The organism is Kutzneria buriramensis, assembly GCF_003387475.1.
Taxonomy (GTDB): Bacteria; Actinomycetota; Actinomycetes; order Mycobacteriales; family Pseudonocardiaceae; genus Kutzneria; species Kutzneria buriramensis.
This window is the reverse complement of sequence record NZ_QUNO01000033.1, coordinates 1-16305: the sequence shown is the minus strand read 5'-3', so window position 1 is coordinate 16305 and position 16305 is coordinate 1. Positions and strand designations below refer to the sequence as shown.

Here is a 16305-nt window from a genome sequence, read left to right as displayed (position 1 = left end):
TTCCGCCGATGGTGACACTCGCCGACGTGGCGCGGCACGCGGGCGTCTCGGCCAGCACGGTCAGCTATGTGCTCAGCGGCAAGCGCTCGATCTCCCAGGAGACTCGGCGCCGGGTCGAGGAGTCGGTCGTCGAGCTCGGCTACCACCCCAACGCCGGCGCCCGCGCGCTGGCCGCCCGCCGCTCGCACATCATCGCGTTGGTGGTGCCGCTGCGTTCGGACGTGTACGTGCCGATCATGATGGAGATCGCCATCTCGGTCACCATGGCCGCCCGCCAGCACGGCTACGACGTGCTGCTGATCACCAACGACGAGGGCGTGGACGGGGTGCGGCGGGTCGCGGCCAGCGGCCTGGCCGACGGCGTCATCCTGATGGACGTCGAGCTGGACGACGAGCGCATCCCGGCGCTGCGCGCGCAGGGCACGCAGGCCTCGCTGATCGGCCTGCCCGACAACGCGAGCGGACTGTCCTGCGTGGACCACGACTTCGCCGCCGCCGGCGCGATGTGCGCGGACCACCTGGCCGACCTCGGGCACCGCGAGATCGCCTTCATCGGCTACGGCGCCGGCGTCTACCAACGCCACGCCGGCTACGCCGAGCGCACGCTGTCGGGCTTCCGCGCCCGCGCCGACCAACGCGGCCTGCGGTTCCTGCACCGGTCGTGCGAGGGCACCTTCGAGAGCACGGCCGGCACGCTCGCCCGCGTCCTCGCCGACCGGCCCGACACCACCGGCTTCGTGGTGCAGAACGAGGGGGCGATCGGTCCGCTGCTCAACCTCCTGCGCAGCAGCGGGCGCACGGTGCCGGAGGACGCCTCCGTGGTGGCGCTGTGCCCGGAGCAGCTGGCGGAGCAGTACTCGCCCCGGCTGACCGCGGTGACCGGTCCGACCAAGGAACTCGGCCGCGTCGCCGTGGAACAGGTGATGGGCCGGATCACCGCCGCCAGCAGAGGCGGCCGGCCCACCGACGAGCTCGTCCTGCTCGATCCCGTCCTGACCGTCCGCGAGAGCACGGGCCCCGCCCCGCGCTAGCCCCGAAACCGACCGACAGGCCGTGCCGCCGGCACGGTCCGATCCCGCACGCCCGCAGCCCAGAACATCGAGGAGCACCGCATGCCCGCGCATTTCCACGACCTCGGCGACGCCCTCGAGTGGCGGGCCAGGGGCGAGACCCTGCGCATCGAGGCGTGGGGCCCGGACGCCGTCCGGGTTCGGGCCGTTCCCGGCGGGGAGCTGCTGGACGACCTGCCCGGCGCGCTGCTGGACACGCCACCGACCGGCGGCAAGGCCCAGATCACCATCGACGAGCACCACGCGACCTTCGTCAACGGCGGCCTGACCGTCCACGTCGACGCCGGCACCGAGGGCCGGATCAACCCCGGCCTCACGCCGACCTCCGGCCGCCTGACGTTCCGGCGCACCGAGGACGGCGCCGAGCTGCTCGCCGAGCAGCCGGCCCACTTCTGGTGGCCGGGGCCGCGGCTGGCCACCGCGACCGGCAACGGCTACCACCGGCTCGAACAGCGGTTCCGGGCCTACCCGGGCGAGCGCCTGTACGGTCTGGGCCAGCACACGCACGGCCTGCTCGACCAGAAGGGCGCGGTGATCGACCTCGTCCAGCGCAACGGCGAGGTGACCATCCCGCTGCTCGTCTCCGACCGCGGCTACGGGCTGCTGTGGAACTCGCCGGCGATCGGCCGGGTCGAGCTGGCCGAGACGGCCACCCGCTGGGTCGCCGACAGCGCCCGTCAGATCGACTACTGGATCACCGCCGGCCGCCCCGCCGACGTGCTCCGCCGCTACGCCGACGCGACCGGCCACGCGCCCGAGCTCCCTGAGTGGGCGGCCGGGTTCTGGCAGTGCAAGCTCCGTTACCGCACCCAGGAAGAACTTCTGGAGGTTGCCCGCGAGTACAAGCGGCGCGGGCTGCCGCTGTCGGTCATCGTGTCGGACTTCTTCCACTGGACGCACCTGGGGGAGTGGCGCTTCGACCCGGCCGAGTGGCCCGACCCGGCGGCCATGGTCCGCGAGCTGGACGAGCTCGGCGTGAAGCTGATGGTGTCGGTGTGGCCGTCGGTCAGCCCGGTGAGCGAGAACTTCCAGCCGATGCTGGACGAGGGCCTGTTCATCGGCACCGAGTACGGCCCGGTCGCGCACGCCGACTGGCCGGACAAGGGCCTCGGCGCGCACTCGGCGCAGGTCGCCTTCTACGACGCCACCAACCCGGCTGCCCGTGACTACGTGTGGGAGCGGATCCGCCGCGGCTACCACGAGCTCGGCGTCAAGGTGTTCTGGCTGGACGCGTCCGAGCCGGAACTCAAGCCCGGCCACCAGAACGGCCTGCGCTACCACGCCGGCCCCGGCCTGGAGGTCGGCAACCTCTATCCCCGGGAGAACGCCCGCACCGTGCACGACGGCCTGCGCGCGGCGGGCGAGACCGAGATCGTCTCGCTCAACCGCTCGTCCTGGGCCGGGGCCCAGCGTTACGGCGCTGCGCTGTGGTCGGGAGATATCGACGTCGACTTCGCGTCGCTGCGCACCCAGATCAAGGCCGGCCTGAACGTGATGATGTCCGGCGTTCCGTGGTGGACCACGGACATCGGCGGCTTCCACGGCGGCGACCCGGACGACCCGGCCTACCGCGAGGTGCTGGTGCGGTGGTTCCAGTACGGCGCCTTCTGCCCGCTGTTCCGCCTGCACGGGTTCCGCGGCCCGTCCCAGACGCTGGAGCCGGCGATGACCGGCCGGCCCAACGAGGTCTGGTCCTACGGCGAGGAGGCGTACGAGATCCTCGCCGCGCACCTGCGGCTCCGGGAGCGGCTGCGGCCGTACGTGATGGCGCAGATGCGCACGACCGCCGAGACCGGTGTGCCCCCGATGCGCCCGCTGTTCCTCGAGTTTCCCGGCGATCCGGCGGCGTGGCGCGTCGAGGACGCGTTCCTGCTCGGCCCCGACCTGCTGGTCGCCCCCGTCACCGAGGCCGGTGTCCGCGAACGGTCCGTCCATCTGCCGGCGGGGGCGCGGTGGACCGACGCGTGGACCGGTGAGGAGCACGAAGGCGGGCAGACGGTCGTCGTGGCGGCCCCCATCGAGCGCATCCCGCTGTTCCTGCGCGACGGCGCGCAACTGCCGATCCGGGAGGAGTCGTGACGACACAACGCCTGGTCCGCCGGCTCGGGGGACTCGCCTTCGGCGGCGACTACAACCCCGAGCAGTGGGACAAGTCCGTGTGGGAGGAGGACGACGAGCTGATGCGCCGCGCCGGGGTCAACCTGGCCACCGTCGGCGTCTTCTCCTGGGCCCTGCTGGAGCCGAGGGAGGGGCACTTCGACTTCTCCTGGCTCGACGCCCACCTGGATCGCCTGCACGCCAACGGGATCGCCGTCGACCTCGCCACCCCGACCGCCTCCCCGCCGCCGTGGTTCACCCTCGCCCACCCGGACGCCCTGCCGGTCACCGCCGACGGCACGAGGCTGGTGCACGGCAGCCGCGACACGTACTGCCTGGCGGCCCCGGCCTACCGCGGCGCGGCCCGCCGCATCGCCACCGTGCTGGCCGAGCGCTACGGCGACCACCCGGCGGTGGCGATGTGGCACGTGCACAACGAGTACGCCACGCTCTGCTGGTGCGAGCACACCGCCGCGGCTTTCCGGGTGTGGCTGCACGCCCGCCACGGCTCGCTCGACGCCCTCAACGAGGCGTGGGGAACGACCTTCTGGAGCCAGCACTACACCAGCTGGGACCAGGTGCTGCCGCCGCGTGCCACCCAGTGGCACCACAATCCGGGGCAGCGGCTGGACTTCAGCCGGTTCTGGTCCGACGAGGCGCTGGCCGCGTACATCGACCAGCGGGACGCCATCCGCGCCCACAGCGACCGGCCGGTGACCACGAACCTGATGGTGCCCGGCTACCAGAACCTCGACCTGTGGGCGTTCGGCCGCGAGGTCGACCTCGTCGCCATCGACCACTACCCGATCGCGCCGGGCGTCGACGCGGCCGCCGACATCGCGTTCGGCGGCGACCGCGCGCGGTCCTTCGGCGGTGGGCGGCCGTGGCTGCTGATGGAGCAGGGCGCGAACACCATCTACGCCGGCGATCGCGTGCTGGCCAAGGATCCCGGCGAGATCCTGCGGCACAGCCTGGGCCACATCGCGCACGGCTCGGAGGGCGCGTTGTTCTTCCAGTGGCGGCAGTCCAAGGCGGGGGCCGAGATGTGGCACTCGGCGATGGTGCCGCACGCCGGGCCGGACAGCCGCACCTTCCGCGAGGTGACGGAGCTCGGCGAGGCACTGACCCGGCTCGGCGAGGTGGCGGGATCGACCGTGCGGGCGGAAGTCGCCGTGCTGCACGACTCCGACTCCTGGTGGGCGATGGACGTGGACGGCCTGCCGTCAGCGGAACTCGACTACCTCGGCGCGCTGCGCCGCGCGCACCGGGCGCTGTGGGATGCCGGCGTCACAACGGATTTCGCCCGTCCCGACGACGATCTGAGCCGGTATCGGCTGGTGCTGGCGCCGGCGTTGTTCCTGCTCTCCGACGCCAGCGCGGAGAACCTGCGCCGGTACGTCGCCGACGGCGGCACGCTGCTGGTCCAGCACTTCAACGGCGTGGTCGACGCCCGGTTCCATGCCCGCCTGGGCGGCTGTCCCGCCGCGCCGCTGCGCGAGGCGCTGGGCATCCGCGTCGAGGAGTACCGGCCGCTGCGCCGAGACGAGCGGATCGTCCTGTCCGACGGCTCGCACGGCACGGTCTGGAGCGAGTCCGTGCGCCTCGAGGGGGCGGAATCCGTCGCTGCCTACACCAACGGCACCGCTGCGCTCACCCGGCACCGCCACGGCAATGGCCGGGGCTGGTACCTGTCCACCCGGTTGGACGACGCGAACTACGCCGTCCTGATCGACCGGTTGCTGGCCCAGGCGGGCGTCGCGCCGGATCTGCCCGGGCTGCCGTTCGGCGTCGAAGCCGTCACCAGGCACGCCCCGGACGGCCGGCGTTGGCACTTCGTGCTCAACCACACCGCCGAAGTAGTGCCGCTGCCGGAACCGGGCCACGACCTGCTCACCGGCGCGACCGCCCGCGAGTTGCCGCCCGGCGGCTGCGTCGTGCTGCGTCTGCCCTGACTCTGCGAGGAGAGGTTGCCGTGACCACCACCCCGCTGACCCGTTCCCCGATCCTGAGTTGGGGCCACGACGCACTGCGGCTCGACCTCCGCGTCACCGACGACGGTCCCGTTCAGGTGGTCCGTTGTGGGCCGTCCGCCGGCGACGTCCCCGACCAGGTGCCGGGCGCGCTGCCGCTCGTCGAGGTCAACGCCACCGGCCACGGCCGGCACTGGTCCAGCCACCGCTTGGTGGACACCGCCGTCGGCACCCGGCTGCGGTACCGCGCGCACCACGTCAGTCACGCCGGCGGGTGGCACGTGCTCGCCGTCGAGCTGCAGGATCCCGACACCGGGCTGGTGGCCGAGGTGGTGTACCGCTCACCGGACGGCGTGCCGGCCCTGCGCGCCGAGGTGACCCTGCGCAACGAGGGCGCCGGCACCCTGCACCTCGAATCGGTGACCTCGCTGGCTCTCGGTGCGATCACCGACGTCGACCCGGACACCGCCGACGTGCTCTGGGCCGACAACGACTGGCTCGCCGAGTTCCGCTGGCAGCGTCGGCCACTGCGGGCGGCGGTGCCCCAGCTCAGCGGACGGCAGGTCCGGTACGGGTACGGCAAGGGCTCGTTCGCGCTGGCCGGGCAGGGCACGTGGTCCAGCTGCGGACACCTGCCGATGGGCGCGCTCACCGACCGCCGGTCCGGTCGTGCCCTGGTGTGGCAGGTCGAACACAACGGCGGCGGCTGGCGCTGGGAATGTTCGGAACGGCACGACACCGCCTACCTTGCGCTGTCCGGCCCCACCGACGGCGACCACGGCTGGCGGCACCCGCTGGAGCCCGGCGGCGAGTTCCGCGCGGTGCCGGTGTCGGTGGCGTTCGGCGACCGGCTGGATGACGCGTTTGGCGCGCTGACCCGCCACCGCCGGGCGACGCGCCGCCCGCACCCGGACCACGAACACCTGCCGGTGATCTTCAACGACTACATGAACTGCCTGATGGGTGACCCGACAACGGCGAAGCTGCTGCCGCTGGTGGATGCCGCCGCCGATGCCGGCGCGGAGTACTTCGTGATCGATGCCGGCTGGTACGACGACAGCGCCGGCTGGTGGGACAGCGTGGGGGAGTGGCAGCCGTCCAACACCCGGTTTCCCGGTCCGCGCGGCATCCACGAGGTGCTGGACCGGATCCGTGAGCGTGGCATGGTGCCCGGCCTGTGGCTGGAGCCGGAGGTTGTCGGGATGCGCAGCCCGATCGCCAGCGCGCTGCCGGACGCGGCGTTCTTCCGTCGCGACGGGGTGCGGGTGGTGGAGACCGGGCGGTACCAGCTCGACCTGCGGCACCCGGCGGCCCGCGCGCACCTGGACGCGGTGGTGGACCGGTTGGTCGGCGAGTGGGGCGTCGGCTACCTGAAGCTGGACCACAACATCGACGCCGGTTCCGGCACGACCGGTCACCCCGGTGAGGTCCCGGCCGCGGGGGCGCTCGGCCACCACCGGGCGCACCTGGACTGGCTGGACGGCGTGCTGGACCGACACCCGAACCTGGTGCTTGAGGACTGCGCGTCCGGCGGGATGCGCGCGGACCAGGCGTTGCTGTCCCGGATGCAGCTGCTGTCCACCAGCGACCAACAGAACCTGCTGCTCTACGCGCCGATCGCAGCCGCCGCGCCGGCCGCCGTCGCCCCCGAACAGGGCGCCGTCTGGGCCTACCCACAGCCCGACGACACCCCGGACGAGGTGGCGTTCACGCTGGTGAGCGCGCTGCTCGGGCGGATCCACCTGTCCGGGCAGCTGGCCGACCTGAGCCCGGCGGCGCGCGCCCTGGTGCACGAGGCGGTGGCGGTCTACCGCGACCTGCGCGCCGACCTGCCGGGCGCGCTTCCGGTGTGGCCGCTGGGCCTGCCGGCCTGGGACGACCCATGGGTGGCGCTGGCCCTGCGCACCCCGACCACCACCTACCTGAGCGCGTGGCGCCGCCCCGGCGCCGACCCGACCACCACCCTGCACCTGCCCCACCTGCTGGACACCCCGGCCGTCGCGACGCCGATCTTCCCCGCCGACACCCGCGCCACCACCGCCTGGAACCCCGGTGCGGCGGAACTCGCGCTGACCCTGCCCGCGGCTCCATCGGCCGTCCTGCTCCGCCTCAGCTGACCGCGCCACTCGGACTTTCCGGGATCGCCATGCCAGTGCGTGTTAGCGCTAACACCCACAAGGCCGCCGTGCTCGAACGCACGGCTGGAAGCCCGCCGTTCCGCAGACGGGAGCACCACCACATCCCTGCCGCAACCACGACCCAACGGAGGGTTTCGTGAAACGGTTACATCGCGCCGGACGTGATCGCCTGCTCGCCCCGGCCGCTGCCCTGTCGCTCCTCGCCGCCGCCCTGTCCGCCGGCGCTTTCACCGCCGCCGCCCCGGTCGCCACCGCCGCCACCTCGGCGACGGTGTCGGTCGACGCCACCCACTGGCTGGCCAACTACTCGTCCACCACACCCGGCCTGAACACCCAGGTGTACGACGGCAACATGAACGGCTCGGCCATTCCCGGGCTGCTCAGCAACGCCGGTATCGGGATGATGCGTTATCCCGGCGGCAGTTACGCCGACATCTACCACTGGCAGACCAACACCGCCGACGGTGGCGTCGTCGCCCCGAACACCGACTTCGACACGTTCATGGGCACGGTCCGGGCGGCGCACACCCAGCCGATCATCACCGCGGACTACGGGTCGGGCACGCCGGACGAGGCGGCCGCCTGGGTGCGGTACGCCAATGTCACCAAGGGCTACGGCGTCAAGTACTGGGAGATCGGCAACGAGATCCCCGGCAACGGCGAGTACGGCGCGCAGTGGGAGACCGACAAGCACTCCAGCCACAGCGCCACCACGTACGCCACCAACCTGGTCCAGTTCGTCTCGGCGATGAAGGCGGTGGACTCCAGCATCAAGATCGGGGCGGTGCTCACCACGCCCGGCAGCTGGCCGGACGGCATCGTCGGCCCCGGTGACACCCAGGACTGGAACCACACCGTCCTGTCCATCGCCGGCTCGAAGATCGACTTCGTGATCGTGCACGACTACCCGACCACCACCAGCGAAGCCGACCTGCTGGCCAAGCCGCAGGCCAACGTCCCGGGCATGGCCAGCACGGTGCGGTCGCTGATCAACCAGTACGCCGGCGGCAACGCGTCGAACGTGGGCATCGCGATCACCGAGACGAACGCCGACAAGTACAAGAACACCGCCCCGAACGGGTTGTTCGCCCCGGACCAGATGCTGACCTGGGCCGAGAACGGCGCGTTCACCGTCGACTACTGGGCCATGCACAACGGCACCAGCTGCTCCAATGTCACCACTGTGGACGGTGCCACCGACTACGACGACGGGGCCGTGATCTCCAGCGGCTCGTCCTGCGAGCCGGCGGTGAACACCCCGTTCGCGCCCTACTACGGCATCTCGATGATCGGCAAGCTGGCCCAGTCCGGCGACTCGCTGGTCCAGACCACCAGCTCGAACTCGCTGATCTCCGCGCACGCGGTGCACCGCGGCAACGGCGACGTGAACGTGATGCTGATCAACAAGGATCCGAACAACAGCACCACGGTGTCCCTGTCCTACACCGGGTTCACGCCGTCCTCGGCCACCCCGACCGTGTACACCTATCAGAAGAACGGCACCTCGATCACCTCGGCCGCCACCGGTAGCGGCACCACCCAGACGGTCCCGGCGTACTCGGTGGTCGTAGTGCAGATGCACCCGAGCGGCGGCGGCAACACGGGCGGGAGCACCGGCGCGCTGCATGCGGTCGGCGCGGGCAAGTGCCTGGACATCAACGGCGGCAGCACCACGGCCGGCACGCAGGCCCAGATCTGGGACTGCAACGGCGGGACGGCCCAGGCCCTGACCCGCACCTCCGCCAAGGAGTTCCGGTTCTACGACAACACCAGCACCCCGATGTGCCTGGACGACTCCGGCAGTGGCACGGCCAACGGCACCGCCGCCGTGATCTGGCAGTGCACCGGCGGTGCCAACCAGCAGTGGAACGTCAACTCCAGCGGCACGGTCAGCAACGTCCAAACCGGACTGTGTCTTGACGTGAACGGGTTCGGCACCGCGAACGGAACCAAGGTCCAGCTGTGGGCCTGCGGGTCGAGCCAGAGCAATCAGCAGTGGACGTTCAGCTGACCCGTTTCGGCTGAACTGACCCGGCGGCCCGGCGCCCGCACGTCGCCGGGCCGCCCTCGGCCCGCACCGTCCACTTCGGCCGGTTCGGCTACGGACTTCCGAGCGCGGTCGACAAGGGAGACGCCATGCCTGACTTCATCCGCCACGACGGCGGTCTCGAACTGCGGACGCCGCAGGAGGTGCTGCGCATCGAGCCCTGGGGTCCGCACGCGGTGCGGGTCCGCGCCGCGGCCACCGCGATCGAGAGCGACCTGCCGGGCGCGCTCGACACGACGGCCCCGCCGGCCTCCGGGGTCGAGCTGACGGTCCTGGACGACGGATCGGCTCGTCTGGTCAACGGGCGGCTCGCCGTGGCGGCGGACACCCGTGGCCGGATCCGGTTCCTGCACGCGGCGACCGGCCGCGAACTGCTCGCGGACCAGCAGCCGTACACCGCCTGGGACCCCGGGCCGCGGATCCACTCGCCTCGCGGGGACGGCAGCTACCGCATCGAGCAGCACTTCACGGCATACGAGGGGGAACGGATCTTCGGCCTGGGCCAGCACCTGCACGGCCGGCTGGACCAGAAGGGCCTGGTCATCGACCTGGTCCAGGGCAACAGGGTGGTCGCCATCCCGTTCCTGCACTCCTCGCGCGGCTACGGGCTGCTGTGGCACAACCCCGCGATGGGAAGGGTGGAGTTGGCCGGCGACACCACCCGCTGGGTGGCCGACTCCGCCCAGCAGGTCGACTACTGGATCACCGCGGGCGACACCCCGGCCGAGATCATGGCCGGCTACGCCGATGCCACCGGCCATCCGCCGTTGCTGCCGGAGTGGGCCAGCGGGTTCTGGCAGTCCAGGCTGCGCTACCGCGATCAGGAGGAACTGCTGGCCGTGGCCCGCGAGCACGCTCGCCGCGGGCTGCCGCTGTCGGTGATCGTCTGCGACTTCTTCCACTGGCCGAGGATGGGGGACTGGCGCTTCGAACCGAGCGAGTGGCCCGATCCGGCGGCGATGGTGAAGGAGTTGTCGGAGCTCGGCGTCAAGCTCGCGGTGTCGGTGTGGCCGATGGTGGAGCCGGACAGCGACAACTACGAGGCGCTGCGGGCGGACGGGTTGCTGGTGCGGGATCGCCGTCAAGGTGGGCTGCTCACCTCGCACTGGCCGGCTCGGGGCCACGGAACCGACTACCAGCCGATGGCCCTCTACGACGCCACCCATCCCCGTGCCCGCCAGTTGCTGTGGCAGCAGCTGAGCGAGCGCTACCGATCCGACGGAATCAGCGTGTTCTGGCTCGACGCGTGCGAGCCGGACGTCTCGCCGGAGCTGGCCGCGCACGCCGGCTATGCCGCCGGGCCGGGTGTGCAGGTGGGCAATCTCTATGCGCTGCTGCACGCGCAGGGCGTGGCGGACGGCCTGCGGTCGGTCGGTGAGGACCGTCCGCTGACTCTGATCCGCAGCGCCTGGGCGGGCAGCCAGCGTCACGGCGTGGCGCTGTGGTCCGGCGACATCGCCCCCACCTTCGCGTCACTGGCCACCCAGATCCGGGCCGGACTGAACGTCGCCATGAGCGGCATCCCGTGGTGGCACACCGACATCGGCGGCTTTCTCGGCGGCGACCCGGACGATCCGGCCTACCGGGAGGTGGTGGTGCGATGGTTCCAGTACGGCACGTTCAGCCCGATCATGCGGCTGCACGGTGACCGGGTACCGAACCAGGCGTTTTCGGCCTCGATGTCCGGCGGGCCGAACGAGGTGTGGTCCTACGGCGAGGAGGCGTACGCAATCCTGGCCGCGCACCTGCGGTTGCGGGAACGCCTGCGCCCCTACCTGACCGAGCTGTCCGGGGCCGCGCACCGCACCGGCGCGCCGCCGATGCGTCCGCTGTTCTTCGACTTCCCCGACGACGAGCGCGCCTGGACGGTGGACGACCAGTTCCTGCTCGGACCGGACGTGCTGGTCGCCCCGGTCACCGAAGCCGGGGCGCGGTCGCGGCCGGTGTATCTGCCGGCGGGGACCCGCTGGCTGGACCCGGCCAGCGGCGACGTCCACGACGGCGGCGTCACCGTCGACGCGGCGGCCCCGCTCGAGCACATTCCGGTCTTCCTCCGTGAAGGCGCGGCCGTGGCCGCCGCCTTCACCGCCGACTGACCCCAGTTCGATCAACCGAAGAGGACGGCACATGACACAGACACGGCACCGCAGGCGCAGACTCGGACTATTGGCGAGCATCCCGATCGCGGTGGCGACCATGGCCACGCTCGCCGTCGTCCCCGCGCACGCGACGCCGGCGGCGCAGTCGGCCCCGGCGGATCCGATGAAGGCCGTGGCCGCGATGCAGCCCAGCTGGAACCTCGGCAACACCCTCGACGCCATTCCCGACGAGACCTCCTGGGGCAACCCGCTCACCACCAAGGCCACGTTCGACGGCCTCCGGGCCCGGGGCTTCCGCAGCGTCCGGATCCCCGTCACCTGGTACCCCCACCAGTCCGACACCACCCCGTACACCATCGACCCGGTGTGGATGAAGCGGGTCAAGCAGGTGGTCGACTGGGCCCTGGAGGACGGGCTCTACGTCGAGATCAACGTGCACCACGACTCGTGGAAGTGGATCGAGTACATGTCCACCGACCACGACAACATCATGGCCCGGTTCGACTCGACCTGGCAGCAGATCGCCGCCGAGTTCAAGGACGAGCCGCGCACGCTGCTCATGGAGAGCATCAACGAGCCGCAGTTCGCCAACGCGACCGACGCCCAGAAGACCCAGTACCTGCGAGAACTCAACACCTCGTTCCACGACATCGTGCGCGACAGCGGCGGGGGGAACAAGGACCGCCTGCTCGTCCTTCCCGCGGAGGAGACCAACTCCGCCCAGAACTGGCTCGACGACCTGTCGGCGACGATGAGTTCGCTGCACGACCGCAACCTGGTGGCGACCGTGCACTACTACAGCTGGTACCCGTTCAGTGTGAACATCGCCGGCGGCACGACCTTCGACGCCAAGGCCCAGCAGGATCTGACCGAGGGCTTCGCCCGGGTGCACGACACCTTCGTGGCCAAGGGCATTCCCGTCTACCTCGGCGAGTACGGGCTGCTCACCTCGCCCCACTCCGGCTACGTCGAACGCGGGGAGATGCTGAAGTACTTCGAGGAGGTCGACTACGAGGCCCGGATCAACGGCCTCACCACTGCGGTCTGGGACGCCGACAACGACTTCCTCAACCGCACCACCATGCAGTGGGTGGACCCCGAGATGGAGGCCCTGATCAAGGCCTCCTGGACCACCCGTTCGGGCACCGCCTCCACCGACAACCTCTTCGTGCCGAAGACCGGTCCGATCCCCGCGCAGACCATCACCCTGAACACCAACGGGCTCTTCTTCGCCGGCCTGTGGCAGGGCGACGTCCCGTTGATCCCGTTCCTCGACTACACCCTGGACGGCAACCAGCTGACCCTGACCTCCCGGGCGCTCACCCGGCTGGCCGGCGACCGCGTCTACGGCGTCGACTCGACCCTCCAGGTCCGGTATTCGCGGGGCGTGCCCTGGCAACTCCACGTGAGGTCGGCCGACCGGCCCGTGCTCTCGGACGCGACCGGCACCACCACCTCGCTCGCCATCCCCACCCAGTTCCACGGCGACCTGCTGGCCACCATGGAGGCCACCTACGCCGACGGGACGAATGCCGGCCCGGCCAGCTGGACCTCGTACCAGCAGTTCGGGTACTCGTTCTCCCCTGACTACACCGCCGGCACCACGACCATGACCTCCGACTTCCTCAACAGCCTCAAGGACGGCGCGCCGGTCAAGCTCACCTTCCACTACTGGACCGGAACCTCCCTCACCTACCACGTGACCAAGTCCGGCAACACCGTGACCGGCACCTCGTCCTGACGACCCCGGCGGCCGGGGCGTGCCCCCGTCCCGGCCGCCCTTCCGCCGGAGGTCCTCCCATGGCCGACCGCGTTCTGTTCGGCGCCGCCTACTACCACGAGTACCAGCCGTACGAGCGGCTCAAGGCCGACCTGGACCTGATGAAGGAGGCCAGGTTCACCGTCATCCGGGTCGGCGAGTCGGTCTGGTCCACGTGGGAGCCGGACAACGGCCGGTTGGAGCTCGACTGGCTCCAGCCGGTGCTCGACGGGGCCCGCGAGCGCGGGATCTCGGTCGTTCTCGGCACGCCGACCTACGCCGTCCCGCCCTGGCTTTCCCGCCAGTACCCGGAGATCGCCGCCGAGCACGCCACGGGCCACCGCATCGACTGGGGCGCCCGGCAGGAGATCGACTTCAGCCACCCGGCGTTCCGCTTCCACGCCGAGCGGGTGATCCGAGCCATCCTCGCCCGCTACGCCGAGCATGCGGCGGTGATCGGGTTCCAGGTGGACAACGAGCCGGGCCTGCGCCTGCCGCACAACCACGGCGTGTTCCAACGCTTCGTCGATCACCTGCGCGCCACCTACGGCGACGTCGAGACGCTGAACCGGGAGTGGGGCCTGGTCTACTGGTCGCACCGGTTGTCGACATGGGCCGATCTGTGGACGCCGGACGGCAACGCCCAGCCGCAGTACGACGTGGCCTGGCGGGCGTTCCTGGCCCGGCAGACCACCGAGTTCGTGGCCTGGCAGGCCGACATCGTGCGCGAGTACGCCCGGCCCGAGCAGTTCGTCACCACCTGCGTCGCCTACGGGCATCCGGCGCTGCAGGACGACGAGCTGACCGACAAGCTCGACGTGACGGCCGGCAACCCGTACTACGACATGCAGGACGGCCTCGAACTGCCCGCGCCCACCGGCAGCCGCGAGCACCCGTGGCTGGCGACCGGGGTGTGGGGGCTGGTCAAGAGCGCGGACCGGATCTTCTCCTCCCGCCAGGAGCCGTTCCTGGTCACCGAGACCAACGCCCAGGCGATCGGCTCGCCGTGGGACAACCGCCCGGCCTTCGACGGGCAGTGGCGGCAGGCCGCGTGGGCACTCGTGGCGCGCGGAGCCCGGATGATCGAGTACTGGCACTGGCACACGCTGCACTTCGGCGCGGAGACCTACTGGGGCGGCGTCCTGCCGCACAGCGGCCGCCCGGGCCGGGTGTACGCCGAGATCGCCCGCCTCGGCGCGGAGTTCGACACCGCCGGCGCGCTGGTCGCCGGCATCCGGCCGGACGCCGACATCGCGATGGTCTACTCGGCGCCGAGCAAGTGGCTGATGCAGAAGTACCCGCCGCTGGCGAAGGCCGACGGCGGGCCGGATCCCGCCGCGTACGACCGGATCTTCGACCCGTTCTACCGCGGCGCCTTCGACGCCGGCCGCCAGGTGCGGATCTACCACGCCCGCCAGCTCGGCCAGATTCCGGCAGACCTGGCCGTGGGCCGCCATCCGGTGCTGATCGCGGCCGGCCTGTACCTCGCCGACGACGCCATGCTCGACTGGCTCGTGGCCTACGCGGCCGCCGGTGGCCACCTGGTTCTGGGGCCCCGCACCGGCTACGCCGATCACGAGGGCCGGGCCCGCCACGAGTCGCGGTTGGCCGAGGCTGCGGGCGCCAGGTACGACGAGTTCAGCAACCTCGCCGCCGACCTTTCGGTTCGGGCGACGCCCGGCAGCCCGCTCGAGCTGCCCGACGGCGCTTCGGCGACCCACTGGGTGGACGGCCTGACCGTCGAGGACGCCGAGGTGCTCGCCGAGTACGACCACCCGCACTTCGGCCGCTGGCCCGTGGCCACCACGCGCCGTCACGGCGGTGGACGCGTCACCAGCGTCGGTACCGTGCCCGGGCGCGGCCTTGCTCAGGCGTTGGCCACCTGGCTGGCGCCGGAGCCGGTCAGCGGCTGGCGGGACCTGCCTGCGTCCGCCACGGTGATGACCGGAACCGGCACGGACGGTCGGCGGGTGCACGTGGTGCACAACTGGAGCTGGCGTCCCGCTCGTGCCCAGGCGCCGACGAGCCTGACCGATGTCCTGGACGGCGGCTGGCTGCCCAGCGGTGCGGAGGTGCGCCTCGGCGCCTGGGATGTGCGGGTCTTCGTCGCCGGCTGAGCCGGCGCTTGTGGACCTTGCCGCGACGACCGGCTCGGTGAGGGGAGTGGCGAGCACTCCCAGTGCTGACGCCCCAGCGCGGGTCGAGCACTGGCGGTCTGACCTCGACCGATTGGTTACCGGCTTGGCGCGGTATCGCCGGTCAAGTCACCTCCGCGGTGCGTTCGGGGAGCTTTCGGCTTTCCGCCGGTGGCGGATATCGACGTCGGCCCGGTCGGCGTCTTTCACGCCGAGGCGCGCAGCACGAGTTCGGTGTCGAGCACGACCCGGCGTGGTGCGGAGGGCCCGGCGACGATCTGGCTGAGCAGTTCGCCGGTCATTCGTGCGCCCATTTCCTCGATGGGTTGGCGGACGGTGGTGAGTGGGGGGTCGGTGTGGCGGCCGATGGGCAGGTCGTCGAAGCCGATCACGGCGACGTCGTCGGGCACTCGGCGGCCGGCCCGGCGTAGTGCGCGGAGTACGCCGACGGCCATCAGGTCGGATGCGGTGAAGATGGCGTCGACGTCGGGGCGGCGTTCTAGTAGTCGGGTGGTGGCGTGTTCGCCGGAGGCTTGGCCGAAGTCGCCGAAGAAGACCAGGCCGTGGTCGGACCTCTCCGCGTCGGCCATCACCTGGCGGTAGCCGGCGAGGCGGTCCAGGCCGACGGTCATGTCCCGGGGGCCGGCCACGGTGGCGATCACGGACCGGCCGCTGTCGATGAGGTGTCGAACGGCCCGTGACGCACCGCCGAGGTTGTCGGCGTCCACGTAGGAGACTTGGCGGTGCTGGCCGCCGTGCACCGGGCGTCCGCCGATGACCACGGGGACCTCGATCCGGTCCAGATCCAGCGGACTGCGGCCGCGCATGCTGACGAACAGCGCGCCGTCGACGTGACCGCTGCTCAGGTAGTGCATGGCCGGCGCCTGACAGTCCCTTGTGGACGGGACGGGTAGTAGCACGAGTTGCAGTCCGGCGGCGGTGACCTCCCGGCTGACGCCGACCACGATCCGCGCGAAGTAGGGATCGGAG

At 71.4% G+C, this 16305-nt stretch carries 9 protein-coding genes; 8 read left to right on the top strand and 1 reads right to left on the bottom strand.

The genetic code is table 11. From position 1 onward, the window contains the following. The first annotated feature begins 8 nt into the window (after nucleotides 1–8). The 8 genes from BCF44_RS51550 to BCF44_RS51515 all read left to right on the top strand — a co-directional run bounded on the left by BCF44_RS51550 (nucleotide 9) and on the right by BCF44_RS51515 (nucleotide 15297). Complete coding sequence (locus BCF44_RS51550; protein WP_116181943.1) at nucleotides 9–1031, top strand: LacI family DNA-binding transcriptional regulator; 1023 nt, start codon at nucleotides 9–11, stop codon at nucleotides 1029–1031. Nucleotides 1032–1112: 81 nt separating this feature from the next. Further along, nucleotides 1113–3149, top strand: a complete 2037-nt coding sequence (locus BCF44_RS51545) for a glycoside hydrolase family 31 protein (protein ID WP_116181942.1) — start codon at nucleotides 1113–1115, stop codon at nucleotides 3147–3149. Then, on the top strand, nucleotides 3146–5119 hold the full coding sequence (locus BCF44_RS51540; protein WP_116181941.1) for a beta-galactosidase: 1974 nt from the start codon (nucleotides 3146–3148) through the stop codon (nucleotides 5117–5119). The genes BCF44_RS51545 and BCF44_RS51540 overlap by 4 nt, the downstream gene beginning before the upstream one ends. Before the next feature lie 20 nt (nucleotides 5120–5139). After that, nucleotides 5140–7254, top strand: a complete 2115-nt coding sequence (locus tag BCF44_RS51535; protein ID WP_211353642.1) for an alpha-galactosidase — start codon at nucleotides 5140–5142, stop codon at nucleotides 7252–7254. 157 nt (nucleotides 7255–7411) lie between these two features. Next, a complete protein-coding gene (locus BCF44_RS57145; protein ID WP_246016296.1) occupies nucleotides 7412–9286 on the top strand; it encodes an RICIN domain-containing protein in 1875 nt (624 codons plus the stop codon). A gap of 125 nt (nucleotides 9287–9411) precedes the next feature. Next, nucleotides 9412–11418, top strand: coding sequence for a glycoside hydrolase family 31 protein (locus tag BCF44_RS51525; RefSeq protein ID WP_116181940.1), 2007 nt, complete (start codon nucleotides 9412–9414; stop codon nucleotides 11416–11418). A 31-nt stretch (nucleotides 11419–11449) separates the two neighbouring features. Next, the gene (locus BCF44_RS51520) at nucleotides 11450–13162 is read left to right on the top strand and encodes a cellulase family glycosylhydrolase (protein ID WP_116181939.1); all 1713 of its coding nucleotides are present in this window, start codon (nucleotides 11450–11452) and stop codon (nucleotides 13160–13162) included. Between the two features lie 59 nt (nucleotides 13163–13221). Beyond that, nucleotides 13222–15297, top strand: coding sequence for a beta-galactosidase (locus BCF44_RS51515; RefSeq protein WP_116181938.1), 2076 nt, complete (start codon nucleotides 13222–13224; stop codon nucleotides 15295–15297). Nucleotides 15298–15521: 224 nt separating this feature from the next. Here BCF44_RS51515 and BCF44_RS51510 read toward each other — a convergent pair. Beyond that, on the bottom strand, nucleotides 15522–16305 hold a 784-nt coding region (locus tag BCF44_RS51510), incomplete at its 5' end, for a LacI family DNA-binding transcriptional regulator (protein ID WP_116181937.1).

Bases quoted from the DNA above. Each gene is read 5' to 3' on its own strand.
- BCF44_RS51550 (WP_116181943.1), top strand. From the start codon at position 9: ATGGTGACACTCGCCGACGTGGCGCGGCACGCGGGCGTCTCGGCCAGC.
- BCF44_RS51545 (WP_116181942.1), top strand. From the start codon at position 1,113: ATGCCCGCGCATTTCCACGACCTCGGCGACGCCCTCGAGTGGCGGGCC.
- BCF44_RS51525 (WP_116181940.1), top strand. From the start codon at position 9,412: ATGCCTGACTTCATCCGCCACGACGGCGGTCTCGAACTGCGGACGCCG.
- BCF44_RS51520 (WP_116181939.1), top strand. From the start codon at position 11,450: ATGACACAGACACGGCACCGCAGGCGCAGACTCGGACTATTGGCGAGC.
- BCF44_RS51515 (WP_116181938.1), top strand. From the start codon at position 13,222: ATGGCCGACCGCGTTCTGTTCGGCGCCGCCTACTACCACGAGTACCAG.